This is a genomic window from Micromonospora sp. U21 (assembly GCF_018070045.1).
GTDB lineage: Bacteria > Actinomycetota > Actinomycetes > Mycobacteriales > Micromonosporaceae > Micromonospora.
On the sequence record NZ_JAGPYK010000023.1, the window covers coordinates 18,295 to 36,822 of the forward strand.

At 71.2% G+C, this 18,528-nt stretch carries 14 protein-coding genes; 9 read left to right on the forward strand and 5 right to left on the reverse strand.

The window, feature by feature from the left end; translation table 11 throughout:
- Window positions 1-21 precede the first annotated feature (21 nt).
- From KBX63_RS25165 to KBX63_RS25205, 9 genes are read left to right on the forward strand one after another with little or no spacing between them, the layout of a single operon-like run.
- Window positions 22-1,377 carry an ABC transporter substrate-binding protein gene (locus KBX63_RS25165; protein WP_210915329.1) on the forward strand — a complete coding sequence of 452 codons (1,356 nt, stop codon included), beginning with the start codon at window positions 22-24 and terminating at the stop codon, window positions 1,375-1,377.
- A gap of 5 nt (window positions 1,378-1,382) precedes the next feature.
- Entirely contained in the window at window positions 1,383-2,336 is a 954-nt protein-coding gene (locus tag KBX63_RS25170; RefSeq protein ID WP_307871830.1) for a sugar ABC transporter permease, read from the forward strand.
- Between the two features lies 1 nt (window position 2,337).
- Window positions 2,338-3,264: a carbohydrate ABC transporter permease gene (locus tag KBX63_RS25175; protein WP_210915332.1), complete on the forward strand. Its 927-nt coding sequence runs from the start codon at window positions 2,338-2,340 to the stop codon at window positions 3,262-3,264.
- Between the two features lie 7 nt (window positions 3,265-3,271).
- Complete coding sequence (locus KBX63_RS25180; RefSeq protein WP_210915334.1) at window positions 3,272-4,243, forward strand: ROK family protein; 972 nt, start codon at window positions 3,272-3,274, stop codon at window positions 4,241-4,243.
- A complete protein-coding gene (locus tag KBX63_RS25185) occupies window positions 4,240-4,833 on the forward strand; it encodes an SIS domain-containing protein (RefSeq protein ID WP_210915337.1) in 594 nt (197 codons plus the stop codon). Before KBX63_RS25180 ends, KBX63_RS25185 begins: the two co-directional genes overlap by 4 nt.
- Before the next feature lie 40 nt (window positions 4,834-4,873).
- Window positions 4,874-7,486: an alpha-mannosidase gene (locus KBX63_RS25190; RefSeq protein ID WP_210915338.1), complete on the forward strand. Its 2,613-nt coding sequence runs from the start codon at window positions 4,874-4,876 to the stop codon at window positions 7,484-7,486.
- Between the two features lie 5 nt (window positions 7,487-7,491).
- Window positions 7,492-10,020, forward strand: a complete 2,529-nt coding sequence (locus tag KBX63_RS25195) for a glycoside hydrolase family 2 TIM barrel-domain containing protein (RefSeq protein WP_210915339.1) — start codon at window positions 7,492-7,494, stop codon at window positions 10,018-10,020.
- Window positions 10,020-11,897 (forward strand): hypothetical protein, encoded by a 1,878-nt coding sequence (locus tag KBX63_RS25200; RefSeq protein WP_210915340.1) that lies wholly within the window; start codon window positions 10,020-10,022, stop codon window positions 11,895-11,897. Before KBX63_RS25195 ends, KBX63_RS25200 begins: the two co-directional genes overlap by 1 nt.
- Window positions 11,894-13,282, forward strand: a complete 1,389-nt coding sequence (locus tag KBX63_RS25205) for a GH1 family beta-glucosidase (protein ID WP_307871831.1) — start codon at window positions 11,894-11,896, stop codon at window positions 13,280-13,282. Before KBX63_RS25200 ends, KBX63_RS25205 begins: the two co-directional genes overlap by 4 nt.
- A gap of 45 nt (window positions 13,283-13,327) precedes the next feature.
- Here KBX63_RS25205 and KBX63_RS25210 read toward each other — a convergent pair whose 3' ends face one another.
- Genes KBX63_RS25210 through KBX63_RS25230 form a run of 5 tightly spaced genes read right to left on the reverse strand, consistent with a single transcriptional unit; the run spans window position 13,328 to window position 18,468 of the window.
- The gene (locus KBX63_RS25210; protein WP_210915345.1) at window positions 13,328-13,984 is read right to left on the reverse strand and encodes an aspartate/glutamate racemase family protein; all 657 of its coding nucleotides are present in this window, start codon (window positions 13,982-13,984) and stop codon (window positions 13,328-13,330) included.
- Window positions 13,981-14,784 carry a hydroxypyruvate isomerase family protein gene (locus tag KBX63_RS25215; RefSeq protein ID WP_210915349.1) on the reverse strand — a complete coding sequence of 268 codons (804 nt, stop codon included), beginning with the start codon at window positions 14,782-14,784 and terminating at the stop codon, window positions 13,981-13,983. The genes KBX63_RS25210 and KBX63_RS25215 overlap by 4 nt, the downstream gene beginning before the upstream one ends.
- Complete coding sequence (locus KBX63_RS25220) at window positions 14,784-15,674, reverse strand: hypothetical protein (RefSeq protein ID WP_210915352.1); 891 nt, start codon at window positions 15,672-15,674, stop codon at window positions 14,784-14,786. Before KBX63_RS25220 ends, KBX63_RS25215 begins: the two co-directional genes overlap by 1 nt.
- Entirely contained in the window at window positions 15,671-17,131 is a 1,461-nt protein-coding gene (locus KBX63_RS25225; RefSeq protein WP_210915355.1) for an L-fuculokinase, read from the reverse strand. Before KBX63_RS25225 ends, KBX63_RS25220 begins: the two co-directional genes overlap by 4 nt.
- A gap of 2 nt (window positions 17,132-17,133) precedes the next feature.
- A complete protein-coding gene (locus tag KBX63_RS25230; RefSeq protein WP_210915358.1) occupies window positions 17,134-18,468 on the reverse strand; it encodes a four-carbon acid sugar kinase family protein in 1,335 nt (444 codons plus the stop codon).
- Between the last annotated feature and the right edge of the window lie 60 nt (window positions 18,469-18,528).

The window sequence follows — 18,528 nt, forward strand, 5'->3', positions numbered from 1 at the left end:
GCCGTCTTTGAGGAGTGACGCATGACGATCACCCGACGGGGCCTTCTGGCCGGCTCGGTAGGGGCCCTCGCACTCGGCGCGACGAGCGCCTGCGGCGGTGTCAGCGGGAGTGGAAACGACGCTGACAAGGGCGACAAGGGCGACACCGGCTCCTTGTCGACCCAGGGATTCGGCAAGCCCGACGATGTGGGGCAGGCGCGCATCGACGCGTTCAAGAGCGCCTACCCGAACGTGCAGCTCGCCATCAACGAGGGCGACTTCGATCCGCAGCAGTTCCTTTCCGCGGTTGCCAGTGGCAACGCACCGTCACTGGTGTACCTCAACCGCGACCTGGTCGGCAGCTACGCCGCGCAGGGGGCCATCCAACCGCTGGACGACCACCTCGCCACCGCCGGCATCAAGACGGGGGACTACCGCGAGGCCGCGATCAAGGAAGTGACGATCGACGGCAAGGTCTACGGCGTCCCCGAGTTCTACAACACCCGCAACATCCTGGTGAACGGCGCGGCGCTGCAGGAGGTCGGGCTCACCCTCGCCGACGTGAGCACCACCGACTGGAACAAGCTGCACACCGTCGCCACGAAGCTGTACAAGGCCAGCGGTGGCGGGATCGCCCGGATCGGGTTCGACCCGAAGCTCCCCGAGTTCCTGCCCCTGTGGGCGAAGGCCAACGGCGCGGACCTGGTGAACCCCGACGGCGCGCCGAACCTCGACGACCCGAAGATCATCGAGGCCCTGACGTACGCCCTGAGCCTGATCAACGAGCAGGGTGGCTGGTCGAAGTTCAAGGCGTTCCGGGACACCTGGGACCTCTTCGGAGCCGGCAACCAGTTCGTGAAGAACCAGGCCGGCGCGTTCCCCTGGGAGGGCTGGTACGTCAACGTCCTGGTCCAGTCGTCGCCGAAGGTCGACCTGCAGTCGGTTCCGTTCACCGACAAGCAGGGAACGCCCATCAGCTTCGAGAACGGCAGCGCGTGGTGCCTGCCGAAGGGCGCCAAGAACCCGGCCGCGGCCATCAACTGGATGAAGGTCATGACCAGCACCGACACCTGGCTCAAGGCCGGCGCCGCGCGGCAGGCCACGGTGGAGAAGAACAACTCCATCTTCACCGGCCTCTTCACCGCCAACCCCTCGGCGGACGAGCAGATCAAGGCTAAGCACGTCAAGCCCGGCCAGACCGGATTCCACAAGGCCATCGAGAACTACTACGCGTCCACCGGCTATGCGTTCGCCATCCCCGGTTCCAAGGCCGGCAGCGAGATCAAGGCGGCCTGGCAGGACGCGGTGAACCGGGCACTCTCCGGCCAGCAGAAGCCCGACGCGGCGATGAAGCAGGCGCAGGCGGATGCGAGCAAGGCTTTCAGCGCGGCGAAGTGATGGCCGTGACAACCGCGAATGTGGCCACCCGGAAGGTGCTTCCGGGTGGCGCACGCCCGACCAGAAACTGGCGGGAGATCCGCGCCGCCTACGGCTTCATCTCACTGTGGATCGTCGGGTTCCTGGTGTTCACTCTCGGCCCGATGATCGCCAGCCTCGTGCTGTCGTTCACGGACTACAACGCGATCGACTCGCCCGAAGGCGTGGGGGTGGCGAACTACCGGGAACTCGTGGCGGACCCCAAGGTCGCCAAGGCCCTTGGCAACACGCTCATCTACGCGGTCCTGTATGTGCCGACGGCGATGGTGGTGGCGCTGATCCTCGCGATGGTGCTCAACCGGGTCGGCCGGGCGTCGGGCTTCTTCCGGACGGTTTTCTACCTGCCCGTCATGACCCCGACCGTCGCCGTGGGCGCGCTGTTCCTGCTGCTGCTCAACGGTCAGGAGGGACTGCTCAACCGCACGCTGCGCCTGGTCGGGATCACCGGACCCAACTGGACGACCGACACCAACTGGGTGAAGCCCGGGCTCGTCATCACCATGCTGTGGAGCCTCGGCGGGACCGTGGTCATCTACCTCGCGGCGCTGCGTCAGGTGCCGAAGGACCTCTACGAGGCCGCCGAGATGGACGGCGCGAACGCGTGGACGAAGTTCCGCAAGGTGACGGTGCCGATGATCAGCGGCGCGCTGTTCTTCACCCTGATCGTGCAGACGATCGCCGCACTGCAGATGTTCGACCAGGCGTACACGATGTTCTTCGGCGCCCAGCAGAACAGCACCTATTCCAACGAGGCCGCGCTGTTCTACGTGATCTACCTGTTCCAGCAGGCCTTCCGGTTCCTGCACATGGGATACGCCTCGGCGCTGGCCTGGCTGCTGTTCCTGATCATCCTGATCATCACCGCCGTGCAGGTACGGGTCTCGCGCCGGTTCGTCTACTACGAAGGCGAGAAGGACTGAGATGAGTACATCGCCTCCCGGCCTGGCGGCCGTTTCCACCACGCCCGGCCCGGACCACGATCGGACCGAAGGCAGCCAGCCGTACTCCGGCGGACGTGATCCGGGCTGGTGGAAACGTGCGCCCTACCTGATCGTGCTCGCCCTCGCCAGCGTGGTGTTCACCTACCCCTTCGTCTGGCTGATCAGCGCCTCGCTCAAACCGCGTACCGAGGTGTTCGACAACGCCCTGATCCCACGCACGCTGCGCCTGGAGAACTTCGCCGACGTCTGGGACTACGCGCCTGTGCTCACCTGGGTGGGCAACAGCGCGGTGGTGGGAATCGCCGCGGCCACGACGGTCACCATCAGCAGCGCACTGGTGGCGTTCGGCTTCGCGTACTTCCGGTTTCCGGGCCGCAACGTGCTGTTCGGGCTGGTGCTCGCGACGATGATGCTGCCGCAGGCGGTCACGATGATCCCGGTCTACCTGATCTGGAACAAGCTCGGTCTGACCGGAACCCAGGTGCCGCTGTGGGCGCAGAACATCTTCGGCTCGGCGTTCTACATCTTCCTGCTACGCCAGTTCTTCCTCGGCCTTCCCCGTGAACTGTTCGAGGCTGCTCGCGTCGACGGATCCAGCTTCTTCGGGCTGTTCTGGCGCATCGCCCTGCCGCTCGCCCGGCCGGCGCTGGCGATCGTCTTCGTGTTCGAGATCCAGGCGAGCTGGAACGACCTGATCCGGCCACTGATCTATCTGCAGGAGACCTCGCTGTTCACCGTGCCCCGCGGACTCAAGGCGGTCATCGACACCTTCGGCAACGGGGGCGAGCAACACTGGGAGATCGTCATGGCGGCGAGCCTGATCGCCACCCTACCCATGATCATTATCTTCGCCGTAGCCCAGCGGCACATCATCGAGGGCATCGCCACCCAGGGCCGAAAGGGCTGAGGTCAGCGTGCCCTTCCGCGAACACGTCCTCGCCCTCGACATCGGTGGCACCAAGCTCGCCGCCGGGGTCATGAGCCGCGCCGGCGAGGTCCGCTCATTCGTCCGCACACCCACGAGAGTCGAGGAGGGGCCGGACAAGGTCATCGAGCGGCTGCTGGACCTCGGGCACGAGGCGCTGGCCGCCGCCGGGCACGGTCAGGCCGACATGGCCGCGATCGGCATCGGCTGCGGCGGCCCGCTCGATCCGGTGACCGGACGGGTGCAAGGCCCGCCCGGGCTGCCCTACTGGGACGACGTGCCCATCGTCGATGTGGTCTCCGCCGCCTACGCACGCCCAGCGTTCCTGGAGAACGACGGCACGGCGGCCGTGCTGGGGGAGTACCGCTTCGGGCCCTGGCGCGACGTGGCGCACATGCTCTACCTGACAGTGTCCACCGGCGTGGGCGGCGGCCTGATCCTCGACGGGCAGGTCCACCGGGGCGCAGCCGGCAACGGCGGCGAGTTCGGCCACGTGATCATCGACTGGAACGGCCGGGTCTGCGGCTGCGGACAGCGGGGCTGCATCGAGGCGTACGCCTCGGGCAGTTCGATCGCGCGCCGGGCGAGCGAGGCGTTGAGCACCGATGCCGCGTCGTCCATGCGGGGCCTCGACGTGGTGACCGCCGAAACCGTGTCGTCGCACGCCCGGCGGGGCGACCCGCTGGCCCGCCGGATCTGGGACGAGACCACCGCCGCGCTGGGCCGCGCGATCGCGGTCATGATCAACGTGGTGGAACCGCAACTCGTCGTCCTCGGCGGCGGGGTCACCCGCGCCGGCGACGCCTTCCTGCTACCGGTACGCCGCGCCGCGCTCACCCAGGCCATGCGACCAGCCGGGGCAGCGGCCCGGGTGGAGTTGTCGTCGCACGGCGACACCGTCGGCGTCGTCGGCGCGGCGGCATCGGCTTTTTTCTACCTCGACGATGGAGCAACCGCGTGAACATCGATGACCACTCCCCGCTCGTCCAGCACCTGGACGATCACCTCACCGTGATCGAGTCGGTCCGCAAGCTCGTCCCCGACGTGCAAGCTCTCGCTGACGAGGTCAGTGCCCGACTGGACCGCGGTGGCATCCTCTACGCCTTCGGCAACGGCGGGTCGGCCGCCGACGCCCAGCACCTGGTCGGCGAACTCATCGGCCGGTACTGCCGCGAGCGGCGCCCGTTGCCCGCCGTGACGGTGTCCACCGACCCGACCGTCACGACGTGCATCGGCAACGACTACTCCTTCGAGGACGTGTTCGCCCGGCAGGTCGCCGCACTGGCCCGCCCCGCCGACGTGGTGGTGGCCTTCACCAGCAGCGGTCGGTCGCCCAACGTCGTCGCCGGTCTGCGGGCCGGCCAGAACGCCGGGGCGTTGACGGTCCTGTTCACCGGGCAGCCCGACACCGGTGGCGGTCCCGCTGCCCGGTACGCCGACCGCGTGCTCGCGGTGGCCTCGGACCGCACCGCCCGGGTGCAGGAGGCGCACGTCCTGCTCCTGCACCTGCTCAGCGAGCACATCGACCGCTGGGCCGTCGCGACCGCCTGACCAGATCGGCGCCGCACACCGAAAGGGATCACCGTTCCCCATGCACAGCGCGAACCCGCAGTCCGACACTCAGCGCCCGACCATCCCTCGCCAACCAGCGCCACCCGCCGGCCGGGCCACCCGCGGCGCCCTGCACATGATCGGCAACGCCCACATCGACGCGGTGTGGCTGTGGCCGTGGCAGGAGGGTTACCAGGAGGCGAGGGCCACCTTCCGCGCCGCACTGCAGCGCATCGACGAGTACCCGGACTTCGTCTTCACCTGCGACTCCGTCGGCTACCTCGCCTGGATCGAGGAGCACGATCCGGACCTGTTCGCGGCTCTTCAGGAGCAGGTACGCGCCGGCCGGTTCGAGATCGTCGGCGGTTGGTGGGTCGAGCCTGACTGCAACATTCCCGGGGGAGAGGGCTTCGTCCGGCACGCGCTCTACTCGCAGCGGTTCCTCGCGGACCGGTTCGGGACGATGGCCTCGGTCGGCTGCAACGTCGACCCGTTCGGGCAGAACGCCACCATTCCGCAGCTGCTGGCGAAGGCCGGCATGGACAGCTACGTCTTCATGCGCCCCCAGCCCCATGAGGCGCAGTTGCCCGGACCGACGTTCTGGTGGCAGGCCGCCGACGGCTCCCGAGTGCTGGCCTACCGGATACCGCACGAGTACTGCAGCCCGGCGGGTCACCTGGGCGTGCACGTCGGCAAGGCGCTGGCCCAACTGCCGCACACCACCGACCCGCTGATGTGCTTCTACGGGGTCGGCAACCACGGCGGCGGCCCGACGCGGGCGAACATCGACAGCATCCTGGACCTGGACCGCAGCGACCAGTACCCGCAGATGCTCTTCTCCACGGCACGGGCGTTCTTCGACGCGGCCACCGCAGGCGGAGACCTGCCGGAGTACGCCGGCGAGATCCAGCCACACGGGGTGGGCTGCTACTCGGCGCACTCCGGCATCAAGAAGTTGATCCGGCACACCGAACACGCGCTCCAGGCCGCCGAGAAGTGGACCGCGGTAGCGGGTCCGGTGGCCGGCATGCCCCGGGTGACCGACCAGCTGGAGCACGCCTGGCGGCAGGTGCTGCTCAACCACTTCCACGACACCGCAGCCGGCACCGCGCTGCCCAGCGCGTACGACGACGCGCGCGACCAGCTGGGCGAGGCCCGCTCGATCGCGGCCCGCCTGCAGAACCAGGCGATCCAGCGGATCAGCCGGCAGATCGACATCCCCGACGACGAACGGATGGCCCCGCTGGCGGTGTTCAATCCGCACCCGTGGCCGGTGCGGGACACCGTCGAGGTCGAGTTCGGCAGCGTGCTCGGCAACGGTGCGATCGTGGCGGTCGACGACGCGCAGACACGGACCGTCGTCCAGGTCGCCCCGTCGGTGACGCTGACCGGCGGACGACGGCGCCTGGTCGTACCGGTGGATCTGCCTCCGCTCGGCTACCGGCTCTACCGGCTGTATTCCGACCACGGCGTGCCCGCCGACGCGTCGGTCGACGCCGAGCCGCTGCTGGAGAACGAGCACCTGCGCGTCACGGTCGACCCGGAGACCGGCTGGCTGTCCAGCCTGGCGTGCAAGGCCACCGGCGCGGAGCTGATCAACGACGACGCGGCACGCTCCGGGCATGCGGTCGTGCTGGACGACCAGACCGACACCTGGGGGCACGGCGTGGTCTCCTATCGCGATGTGATCGGCGCCTTCACGCCGGTGTCGGTACGGTGGGTCGAGTCCGGCCCGGTCCGACAGGTGCTGCGGGTGCACAGCGAGTACGGCTCGTCGACCCTGAAAGAGGAGTTCGTGCTGGCCGCCGGGGCGCGGCACATCGAGGTCCGGGTGACGATCGACTGGCACGAGCGGCTCCGGATGCTCAAGCTGCGCTTCCCGACCGCCCTGACCGACGTCACCGCGACCCACGCGATCCCGTACGGCCACCTGGAGCGCACCGCCGACGGGCATGAGACGGTCAGTCACTCATGGGTCGACGTGTCGGGCGAACTGTCGGGCCGCCCGGCCGGCCTGTCGGTCCTCAACGACGCCAAGTACGGCGTCGACGTGACCGGCGGCGAGATCGGCCTCACCGCCCTGCGCAGCCCCGCGTACGCCTGGCACACCCCACAGCCGCTGCCCGCGGACGGCGACTACGAGGTCATGGACCAGGGCGTACAGCGGTTCACCTACCGGCTGCTCCCGCACGCCGGTGACTGGCGGGCCGCCGGGACGGTCCGCGTCGCCGCCGAACTCGATCAGCCAACGGTCGCCCTGCTGGAGTCGTACCACCCCGGGCCGCTGCCCCAGCACCAGTCCTTCGCCGCCGTGTCCGACGCCGACAACGTGGTGATCACCGTGGTCAAACGGGCCGAGGACGGCACGGACGACTACGTCGTACGGGGTTACGAGACAGCCGGTGCGGCGGCCAACGCCACCATCGACCTGCCGTTCCTCGGCCGTACCGTCACCGCCACGTTCGGCCCGCACGAGATCAAGACGCTGCTGGTACCCGGCGATTCCAGCCGGCCCGTCGTCGAGACCGACCTCCTGGAACGCCCCGTGACGGCGGCCGAAGCGGCCGAAGTGACCGCTCGGGCCGACGGGCCTGCGGTCGCCGACGGGCCTGCGGTCGCCGACGGCCCGGCGCGAGCGGGCGAATTGGCATGACCCAGGTGTCCAGCCTCGATGCGGGCTGGCAGTTGCGCGGATTCCTCGGCGACGACTGGCAGCTGCACCGGGCCCAACTGCACGCCCGCGACAGCCGCGACGACACGCAGCGATGGGTGCCCGCCCGGGTGCCCGGCAGCGTGCTGGCGGATCTGCTGGCCGCTGGCCAGATATCCGACCCGTACGTCGGCACGCAGAGCCTGCTGTCGGAATGGGTGCCGCAGCGGACCTGGGTGTACCGCACCAGGCTGCGCACGCCCGGGCTCGCCGGCGGCGAGCGCGTCTTCCTGGAGTTCGACGGCATCGACTACGCGGGATCCGTCTACCTGGACGGCGAACGCATTGCGACGCACGAGGGCACCTTCGTTCCACTGGTGGTCGAGGTGACCGGGCGACTCGGTCCGGGCGAGCACAGTCTGGCCGTGGTCATCGATCCCGCCCCGGACAGCGAACCGCAGGTCGGCTACACGGCCGCGGTCCGCGTCCACAAGGGTCGGATGGGCTACGGCTGGGACTTCTGCCCTCGGCTGGTGCACCAGGGCCTCTGGGCGCCGGCCCGGATGCGGACCACCGGGCCGATGCGGCTGGCCGACGTGTGGGCGCGAACCACCGTGACGGACACGGGTGGGCGGGTGACGATCACGCTGCAGGTCGACGGCGACGTCACCGCAGCGACCGCGGCGTGCACGCTGAGCGACCCGGACGGCGTTCCCGTCGCCGCGGCGACCGTACCGATGAAACGGGCGACCACCGAGCTCACCCTCGACGTCGAGTCGCCTCGGCGGTGGGAGGTCAACGGGTGGGGCGAGCCGCACCGCTACACGCTGCACACTGTGCTGCACGACCGCGACGGGCGGCGCAGCGACGACAACGAGACGCGGGTGGGCTTCCAGGACGTCCACTTCCGCCGCGACGCCGACGCCCCGCCAACCTCGCTGCCCTACCGGCTCGTGGTGAACGGCCACCCGACCGACATCAAGGGTTGGAACTGGGTACCCGCCGACGCCCTCTACGGCGCGGTCGACGAAGCCCGGCTGCGCCACCTGCTCGGGCTGGCCCGGGACGCCGGGGTGACGATGCTGCGGGTGTGGGGCGGCGGCCTCATCGAGAGTGAAACCTTCTACGACCTGTGCGACGCCTACGGCATCCTGGTCTGGCAGGAGTTCGCCCAGTCCAGCTCCGGGATGCGCAGCGTGCCCAGCGACGACAAGGCATTCGTCGCCCGGATGGTCGCCGAGGCCGAGCGCATCGTGCCCGCCCGACGCAACCATCCCAGCCTGGCCATCTGGTGCGGCGGGAACGAGTTGCAGCGGGCCGACGGCGTACCGCTGACCGACGAGGATTCCCCCGTGCTGGCGGCCTTGCACGACGTGGTGGCGCGGCTCGACCCGGACCGACAGTGGCTGCCGACCTCCCCGTCCGGTCCGGTGTTCGGCAACACCCTGGACAGCATCCGGAGCGGTCCGGAACACCACGACGTGCACGGACCGTGGGAGCACCAGGGCCTGTCCGACCACTACCGGCTCTACGACGAAGGCCGCGGCCTGCTGCTCAGCGAGTTCGGTGTCGAGGGCATGAGCAACATGCGCGCCATCGAGTCGGTCGTGCCCGAGCCGGACCGGAAAATCCCGACGGCCGGCAACCCGATCTGGGACCACCTCGGTCGGTGGTGGAACAACGAACCGCTGGTGCAACAGACGTTCGGCGGAAGGCTCGGGGACCTCGCGGCGCTGTCCCGGGCCAGCCAGTTCCTGCAGGCGGACGGGCTGCGCTACGCGGTCGAGGCCAACCGGCGCCGGCCGGACAGCTGCGGCGTACTGCCCTGGCAGCTCAACGAGTCGTTCCCGAACGGTTGGTGCACCGCCGCCGTCGACTACTTCGGCGAGCCGAAGGCCGCCTACCACTACGTACGCCGGGCGTACCGGCCGCTGCACGTGTGCGCGGCCCTGCCCGCGCCCCGGGCCAGCGGTGACCAGTTCACCGCCACCGTGTGGGCATGGTGGGACACCGCGTCCGGCCCGGTGTCCGTCACCGCACGGGTGTTGTGTCTCGACGGCCGCGAGATCGCGGTGGTGCACTGGTCGGCCCCGCTCGCCCAGGGGCGACCGCACCGGTTCGGTGAGATCCGGTGCGCGGCCAGCGAGTTGGGCGGGGGACCCTTCCTGCTGGATCTGTCGGTGCACGCCCACGCCGCGGCGCAGACCAACCGCTACCTGCTCACCGCCGGTGCCGACTTCGGCGAACTGCTGACCCTGCCACCAGCCCGTATCACCACCCGGCTGCACACCGCCGGCCCGACCTGGACGCTGCGCCTGCGCCACGAGGCGGGGCCGGCCGTCCCGTTCCTGCGGCTGCTCGACGCCCGCCCGGCCGGCGACGCGGGCTGGCTGAGCTGGGACGACAACGCCATCGATCTGCTGCCCGGTGAGGAACGTGTGCTGCACGGCCGATGGGACGGTGTGCCGCCCGAGCACCGGCGGATACGCCTCGACGGCTGGAACCTGCCCGCCCAGATGCTGACGGAGGTCCACTGATGGCGACGACCTGGGTGGACGAGGCACGACTGACAGTCAGCGGCCTGGACCCGGAGCTCTTCGAGGTGGAGACACACCAGGCGCCCTCCACCGCCGGCGGCGTCACCGTGACGATCACCGCAACCTATCGGGGCGCTGTACCGGCCGAGGCACGGCTGCGGGTGTCGGCCACCCTGGCCGACGCCGACGATCCGTACTGGCTCATTCCCGGGCTGTTCTACGGCGAGAACCGCCCCGCGGACAACGGGCGACTCTTCCCGCGCTTCGCGCGAACCGCGGACGAGCCCGCCGACCCGCAGCGGTTCGTGTCCCCCGCGTGGAGCTTCCGGGCCGACCGGGCGGCCACCCCCGCGGTGTTCGCCTGGGGGGCGTCCGGAGGGCTGGCCCTGGCGGTCGACGAACACAGCCCGCTCGGCCTGACCGGGATCGGCTTCGCGCACGACGCCCGCATCGCACTGGTGCACGCCGACTTCCCGTACGTCGAGGCGCCGGTCAGCTACGTCGGCAGCCAGCAACCCGCGACACCGCTGGCGCAGACCCACCTCTGGCAGCCGGGCGAGCGGCACACGGTCGAGGTGTGCCTCTACCGGCTGCCGGCCGATCGGCACGCGTACGCGCCGGTGCTGCGTGAGCGACACGCCCGGTCCGCCACCGGGCCGCTGCACCCGTGGGTCGGGGTGGTGGAGGCGGCCGAGTTGGCCGCGTACGGCCTGCACCGGTGGCACTTCCGCCCGGATCCGGCCGTGCTGCTGGAGACGGCGGCGTTCGACCGCGAGTTCAACGACAACGTCAAGGGCCTCGGTGACCGAGGCGCGATGCACGTCGCCTGGGTCAGCGGCATCCCGTACGCGCATGCGCTGCTGGCGCACGGCCGCCGCCGCGGCAACGTCGACCACGTGGCGGCGGGCGCGGCGGTCATCGACCACATCTGCGCCAACCTCGCGCCGGCGGGGACGTTCTGGGGGCAGTGGACCGCCGACCGCGGCTGGGGCCAGAGCTGGACGCCGGTCCGCGGCGGCCTGCACGCCCGTACCCTGGCCGAGGCGACCCTGTTCCTGCACCGCGCGGTCCGCGCCGAACAGGCTGCCGGCACGCCACGTCCCGGCTGGCTGGACGCGGTGCGGAGCAACCTCGACGTCGCGGTACGCAACCAGCGCGCCGACGGCAACCTCGGCAGCCTGCTGCACGCCGCCGACGGGAGAGTGTTGTCCTGGGCCGGCGCGGCCGGGCTGACCTGGGTCGCCGCGCTCGCCGAGGCGCGCGACCTCGACCCGGCCTACCTGGCCGCCGCCCGGCGCGGTGGCGACTACTACGGCCGGTTCGTGCACGAGGAGTTCCTGCACGGCGCTCCCGAGGATGTCGACCTGGCGCCGACCTCGGAGGACGGCTACGCCGCCATCCTGGCGTACGTCGCGCTGTGGCGGGCCACCGGCGAACACCGCTGGCTGGACCTGGCCCGCCGTGCCGCGGATTGGATGCTGACGTTCCGCTACAGCTACGACGTGACCTTCGACGAGCACACCCTGCTCGGGCGGTACGGCTTCCGCAGCCGCGGCGCCGACCAGGCCTCGCCCAGCAACCAGCACCTGCACTCGTACGGTCTGATCTGCGTGCCCGAGATGGTGGAACTGGCCGCCGCGACCGGTGATCCGTACTACCTGGACCGGACCAGGGAGAACCTGGCCTGTTTCCGGCAGTTCATCGCCCGCGCCGACGGCGACTTCAACGCCTACCGGGGCATGGCCAGCGAACGGTATTACCAAACGGCCTGCTTCCAGGCCAAGGGCATGCTGCTGACGCTGTCGCACGCATGGAGCGTCGGCGTGCTGCTGCTCGGCTGCGAGGCGGCCCTCAACCTTCCGGAGGTCACCTGGTGAGCCCGAACGAGCCCAGCGAGCAAGCGACGAACACGTTCCCGTCCGGCTTTCTGTGGGGCGCCGCGACCTCGTCCTACCAGGTCGAAGGCGCCGTACGCGAGGACGGCCGGCAACCCTCCATCTGGGACACCTTCACCGTCGAGCGCGGGATGGATTCCGGTGAGACCGCATGCGACCACTACCACCGCTGGCCCGCCGACGCCGACCTGATGGCGCAGCTCGGGATGAACGCGTACCGGTTCTCGCTGGCCTGGCCGCGCATCGTCCCCGACGGGACCGGCGCGGTGAATCGGGCGGGCCTGGCACACTACGACCGGATGGTCGACGGTCTGCTCGAGCGGGGCATCACGCCGGTGCCGACGCTGTACCACTGGGACCTGCCGCAGGCGCTGCAGGACCGGGGTGGGTGGACCAATCGGGGGACCACCGACGCGTTCGCCGCCTACACCGAGGTGTGCCTCGACGCGCTCGGCGATCGGGTCGACACCTGGTTGACGGTCAACGAGCCGTGGGTGGTGTCGGTGCTGGGGTACCGGCTCGGCCTGCACGCGCCGGGGGAGCGGGACCTGCGCACGTCGTTGCTCGTCGCGCACCATCTGTTGCTGGCCCATGGCGTGGCGACGCAGCGCATCCGCGAGCGCCGGCCGACCGCTCGGGTCGGCATCCCGCTGAGCCTGTTTCCCAACTATCCGGTCACCGACGATCCGGCCGACGCCGCCGCGGCGTGGGGGTCCGACGGCTACACCAACCGCTGGTTCCTCGATCCGGTGTTGCGCGGCCGGTACCCGGCGGACACCGTCGAGCTGTTCGAGCGGCTGGTCGGCCCGATGGACTGGGTGCAGCCCGGCGACCTCGACCTGATCGGCGCCCGTCCGGACCTCATCGGCGTCAACTACTACACCCGCCGGCGGATCAGCGCGGCGCCCACGGATGGCCTGCCCTGGCGCGTTCTGCCGGCGCAGGCGGGCGTCCCGGTCACCGACAGCGGCTGGGAAGACGTCCCCGAGGTGTTCTACGACCTGTTGGTACGCCTGTACCGCGACTATGACGTCCCGCTGCTGATCACCGAGAACGGCGGGGTCTGGAACGCCGAGCCCGACCCCGACGGGCGGGTACGGGACACCGGGCGGGTACACGCGCTGCGCGAGCACCTGCTCGCCCTGTCCCGCGCCGTCGACGACGGCGCGCAGGTGCTGGGCTACCTGCACTGGTCGCTGCTGGACAACCTGGAGTGGGCCGAGGGGTACACCCAGCGCTTCGGCCTCGTCCACGTCGACCGGGCTACCCAGCGGCGCACCCTCAAGGACAGCGCCCACTACTACGCTGCCGTGATCGCCGCCAACCAGGTCGTCGACGCGACCGACGACGTCGCGGGGAAACCGTGACGCTGACCCACCCACGGCCGGGACGGGTGTCAGCCCCGATCACGTTCAGCCGGCGGCGAACGGGCGCAGCTGCCGTACGCCGGATCGGGGCGAGCTGAGCACCGGCACCGGCACCTGATCGGCGGGCAACGCGTCGACCACCCGCGCCATGCTCGCCTGCGCCAGCACCAGCACGTCGACCTCACCGGCCAGGCGGCGCACCTCGGCCGCGACGAGGTCGTCGTGCCGGCCGGGAAAGCCGCCCCGGAGTGCCTCGAACGCGCCGGGGCACATCGACTCGCGGATCTCGGCCGGCTCGCCTCGCTCGTCGGACTTACGCCGCAGCAGGTCCCGGGTGGGCTGCAACGTGGCGGCGAGGGTCGCCAGTACACCGATGCGCCGGCCGAGGGTGACGGCCCGCTCGGCCATCGGCTCGTCGACCCGGTAGATCGGGATGCCCACCTCGGCCCGGGCCTGTTCGGCCGCCTCCCCGATCGACGAGCAGGTAACCAGCACGGCCTCGGCGCCGGACTCCGCCGCGAAGGCCGCGTAGCTGGCCACCCGGCGGCGGGTACGCGGAAGCATGCCGTGCTCGATGGTGTCGCGGAGCAGGGTCTCGTCCACGATGTTGACCGCGTCCACCGCGCCCACCTCGGTGGGGAGCAGGTCGGCGAAGACGGCGGGCAGGCCGGTGACGGTGTGCAGCAGGCAGATCCTGGTCATACGGGGCGCTCCTCGGCCGGGCGCAGTCGCGGGTGTCGCGCGGTGACGGCGCGCAGGCTCGCCGCCGAGGGCATCGTCGGCTCGTACTCCAGACCGAGCCCGCCCCGGTAACCGGCCGCGGTCAGGGCCGCGAGCAGCGCGTCGACGTCCAGGTCGCCGGTGCCCGGCTCGTGGCGGCCCGGGTGGTCGGCGAGCTGGACGTGGCCGAGCCGGCTGCCGGCCGCCGCCACGGCACGGGAGACGTCGTCGCCCATGGCCGCGACGTGGTAGGCGTCCAGCTGAAGTTTGACCGCCTCGTGGTCGAGTTCATCGAGGGCGGCGAGTACGTCGACGACGCGGGGGAACAGGTAGCCGGGTATGTCGTGGTCGTTGATCGGCTCGATGACGAGGGTCCGGGCGTACCGGGCGGCGAGGTCGGCGGCCCAGCGCAGGTTGACGGTCAGGCACCGCACCTGATCGGGCTCGTCAAGCCCCGGCAGCCGCCGGCCGGCGAGGACGTTCACCAGCGGGCAGTCGAGGTCGCGGGCCAGGTCCAGCGCCTGCCGCAGCTGGTCGCGCCACCGTACGGTCAGCCGGGGATCGTTGCCGTAGCCGCGCTCGCCGGCGGCGAGGTCACCGGCGTCCATGTTCAGCAACGCGACCTGTATGCCCGCCTCCCGCACCAGCCGGGTCACCTCATCGGGTGCCAGCGGGGGCCACGGGAACTCCACCCGGTGGAAGCCCGCCTCGGCCGCGGCGGCGAACCGTTGCCGCCACGGCAGTTCGGTGAACAGCAGGCCCAGGTTGACCACGGCGTACATCAGCGGGCCTCGGTCCACGGGCGGCCGTACCGGTCGACGGTTTCGGTCAGCCACCGGAGCCGGGCGACGGACTCCTCGCGAAGTGCCGCCGCCGGGTTGGCCGTGGCGAGGGCGTCGCGCCACAGTGCCCGGCCGGCGAGCATCCCGGACGCTCCGGCGCGGCAGGCGGCGTCGACGGCGTTCGGGAAGTCCACCGCCTCCACGCCATTGGAAAGCACCACCCAGGGCCGGCCGAGCTGCCGGTCGAGCTTTTCGCAGGCGGCCACGAGCTCACCGAGGTCACCGCGGCCCCGGCGTGGTACCTGCGCCTTGTAGAGACTCGGCCCGAGCGGGCCGAGGGCGGCAGCGGCGTCGAGGATGGCCGCGTCGAGGTCGAAGCTGTGCTGCCCGGGCGCGGGGACGGCGACCGGTTCGAGTACGGAGAGCAGCCCCGCCTGCCGGCAAAGCTCGACGAAACGGCCGGCCATCGCCACACGCCGGTCCTCCCCGCCGTCTCGCTTCCATATCACCAACAGCTTCAACGCCACCACGCCGTCGCGCCGGGCCTGGTCAAGGTCGATGTCCCCGTCGATGGCGGTGTCGTCCACCGCCGCGCCGGGCGGCTGGGACAGCGCGTCGACGGCGAGGATCAGTCCGCAGTCGACCGGCAGCCGCCGGTCCCGGACGAGTTCGGCGTACGCGTAGTGCCGGTCGATGAGGAACGCCGAGGCGAGTGGTGCCAGCGTGGTGGCGACCTCGAGCTTGAACGACGTGAGCGCGGCGTCGTCGGCTGGGTGGCCCTGCTCGCTGAGCATGGTGCGCAGGCTTTCCCGCTGGTCCATGGCGACCATGGCAAACGTTCCGGTGGCGCGGGCGAGCCGGTCCAGGGTCAGGGGCGGGGGGACGGTCACGAGGTTTCCTCACTGTCGGGAGACGGGCTGCTGGCGGCCGTGGCCAACGGCAGGAACCGCGACCGGTACGCCGCTTCCCATTCGGGCGCGGCTGCGGACGCCGGTTGCGGCGGTGGCCCCGGTGGGGGCACCTCCGGCACGCCGATCGCCCGTCCGGCGAGTTGGGCCGCGCCGAGCGCGGCGCCCTGGTGCCCGGACAGCACGACGACCGGGGCCGGGGTGAGCTGAGTCTTGATCCACATCCAGGTGGGGTTGGCGGTAGGCCCGCCGAAGACCCGCACCGCGTCGGGTTGGCGACCGCTGATGCTCACTTGGGTCTCAATCATCCAGCGCACCTGCATGCACAACCCCTCGAGGACGGCACGGCCGATGTCGGGGAGGGTGTGCTCCGGACGGATGCCGTGGAAGGACAGCGTTCGGTGCGGGTCCGGCTCCGGGCTGGCCCGCCCGTGCAGGTACGGCTGCACGGTGATGCCGGTGGGCGGGCGGGCCGGCGGGCCGACGAGGTCAGTGAACCACTCGTGCCGGTTCGCCTGCCCGGCTGGCGCGAGCCGGTCGAGGAGCCACTCGACCAGTCCGCCGCTGCTGGACAGGCCGCTGATCAGGCAGAACGAACGGCCATCGACGAACGGGCCGACGGAGTTTCCGGTGGCTCGCGTGGTCGGGGGTGGCACCGCGACGACGGGGGTGACGATCGCTTCCGCCGTACCCATCGAATCGGCCACCTGGCCGGGGACCCGGACCCCGGCGGCCCAGGCGGCGGCCAGGTGGTCGTGTCCGGCGACGATGACCGGGGTGCCGGCGGGCAGACCGGTACGCCGTGCGGCGGTCGCGGTCACCCGCCCGGCGACCTGGTCGGCGGCGAGCACCGGCGGCAGTTGGTCGGGCCGCAGTCCGGCCAGGTCAAGCAGGTCAGGCAGGTACCCCCCGGCCGTGATGTCGAATACGCCGGTCCGGGCGGCCAGGGTCGGGCTGGTGGTGACGGTCCCGGTGAGGGCGGCCACGATCAGGTCGGCGGCGTTCGCCCAGCAGGCCATCCGTCTCAGCACGTCCGGGTCGTGCTGGCGCAGCCAGATCCAGCGGGCCAGCGGCAGCTTCGCGCTCGGGTGCAGGCCGGTGGTGGCGAAGAAGGCGGGGCGGCCGACCGCCTGGCCCAGCTGGTCGGCCTGCCGACCAGCGCTGCGGTCGCGCCAGTGCAGCAGCTCGCCGACGGGGGCGCCCGCGGCGTCCAGCGGTACGCCCGTCTCCGCCATGCTGGCCACGCCGAGCGCGAGCGGCGGTACGTCAGCGGCCGACACGCAGTCCGCGAGCAGCCGCAGCGCGGTGTCCCGCAGCGCCTCGGCGTCGGGTGGGGTGGCGGCCTGGCGCTGGGCCACCGGGCTGCCGTCCGTGCGGTACACGCCGGCCTTGGTGTGCGTGGTGCCCACATCCAGGCCGGCCAGCAGCGGCTCTGCCACGTTCACTGGTCGCCCTGGTCGCCCTGGTCGCCCTGGCGAGACCGTCCGGGGGGCACCGCGGCGATCCGGCCGAGGATGTCCCGCAGGGTGCTGTCGGCGCCGACGTTGCCGGGTACGACCACGTAGGACTGGCTTTTCCCGGACGTGCGCAGATCCCAGACCGGAACGCCGGGCAGGACCTGTCCGCGCACCCGGGCGCCGGTCGCGCCCAGCGCGTCGGTGGCGAGCCGGGCGGACGTGATGCCTCCCTTGGCGATGACGAGGTCCACGTCGGCGGCGAGGTGTCGCACGGTCTCGACGAGGGTGTCCATCAGCAGCTCCGGTGCCGCGGGGACGCTGCCATGCCGCGGCGTCCGGTCGGTGGCCACCAGCGCCTGGCCGTCGCGTTCGAGCCGCTCGCGTACCGCTTTGGCCAGCAGTTGATCGTCGCCGCGCTGTGCGCCGACCGGAATGTCCACTCGTTGATGCCACAGCTCGCCCAACGCCCGCAGTTGGCAGGTGCTGGCAGCAGTGAACGAGCCGCAGGCGATCAGGACCCGGCCGGGGGGTGACAGTTCGAGACGCGTCAGCGGCCGTGTGGACAGGCCGGCCAGCGCGGCCGCGAGCGAGGCGGCGCAGCGGACCACCACCCGGGCGCCCCGGGCCTGCGCCCTGATCAGGCCGGCCGCGATGGCCAGGACATCGGCGTCGCTGACGCAGTCGGGAATTACCACCGCCTCAGGCACCGCGCCCAGCAACGCCTCGGCGACCGCGTCGGGTCCGCGCTCATGCAACCGGGCGAGCGGCACGGTTAACCCATGCCGGCGGCCGCCGCTGACCTCGCTCACCCAGTCGCGGAGGTGTCGGCTGCGGTAGCCAAAGTTCGGGTCCCGGGCGAACTCGGTGTCCGCCACCGGAACTGCCCCGGAATCGGTTTGCAGATAATGGATCCCGTCTCGGGTGAAGCGTCCGCCGTCGAGGAAGGCGGGCACGAACAGCACCGGTGTGTGCGGCGCCACGGCCTCGGCCTCGGCGATCACGTGACCGCGTAGCGTCGAATCCCCGCGCAGGATCAGGGTCGCGGGTCGCTCGGCCGCCCGGGCGGCCGCCGCCACCGTGCGGGCGATGTCGCCGACCAGCGCGGTCGCCCCGCGTTCGGTGAACGCCCGACTGTTGGACAGGACGAATGTCGAGCGCTGCGTCGAGGCGAAGAAGTCGTCGAACGCGGCCCGGTCGGGTCGCAGGATCACGTCGACATCGCTGACGGCCTGGGTGCCCGTGGGGTCGTCGTCGACGATCACCTTCGGTCGCAGGTCGGCCGCGATTTCGGCCCGCCATGCGGCGGCGGATTCCCCCACGCCACGCCCCCTGTCCGTCGCCGACTAACGACCCCACTGTCGAGCCGATGACCCGAAGTT

What these genes read in the sequence shown, in the direction of transcription:
- KBX63_RS25165 (WP_210915329.1), top strand. Translation starts at nt 22, where the DNA reads ATGACGATCACCCGACGGGGCCTTCTGGCCGGCTCGGTAGGGGCCCTC.
- KBX63_RS25175 (WP_210915332.1), top strand. Translation starts at nt 2,338, where the DNA reads ATGAGTACATCGCCTCCCGGCCTGGCGGCCGTTTCCACCACGCCCGGC.
- KBX63_RS25190 (WP_210915338.1), top strand. Translation starts at nt 4,874, where the DNA reads ATGCACAGCGCGAACCCGCAGTCCGACACTCAGCGCCCGACCATCCCT.
- KBX63_RS25200 (WP_210915340.1), top strand. Translation starts at nt 10,020, where the DNA reads ATGGCGACGACCTGGGTGGACGAGGCACGACTGACAGTCAGCGGCCTG.
- KBX63_RS25210 (WP_210915345.1), bottom strand. Translation starts at nt 13,984, where the DNA reads ATGACCAGGATCTGCCTGCTGCACACCGTCACCGGCCTGCCCGCCGTC.
- KBX63_RS25215 (WP_210915349.1), bottom strand. Translation starts at nt 14,784, where the DNA reads ATGTACGCCGTGGTCAACCTGGGCCTGCTGTTCACCGAACTGCCGTGG.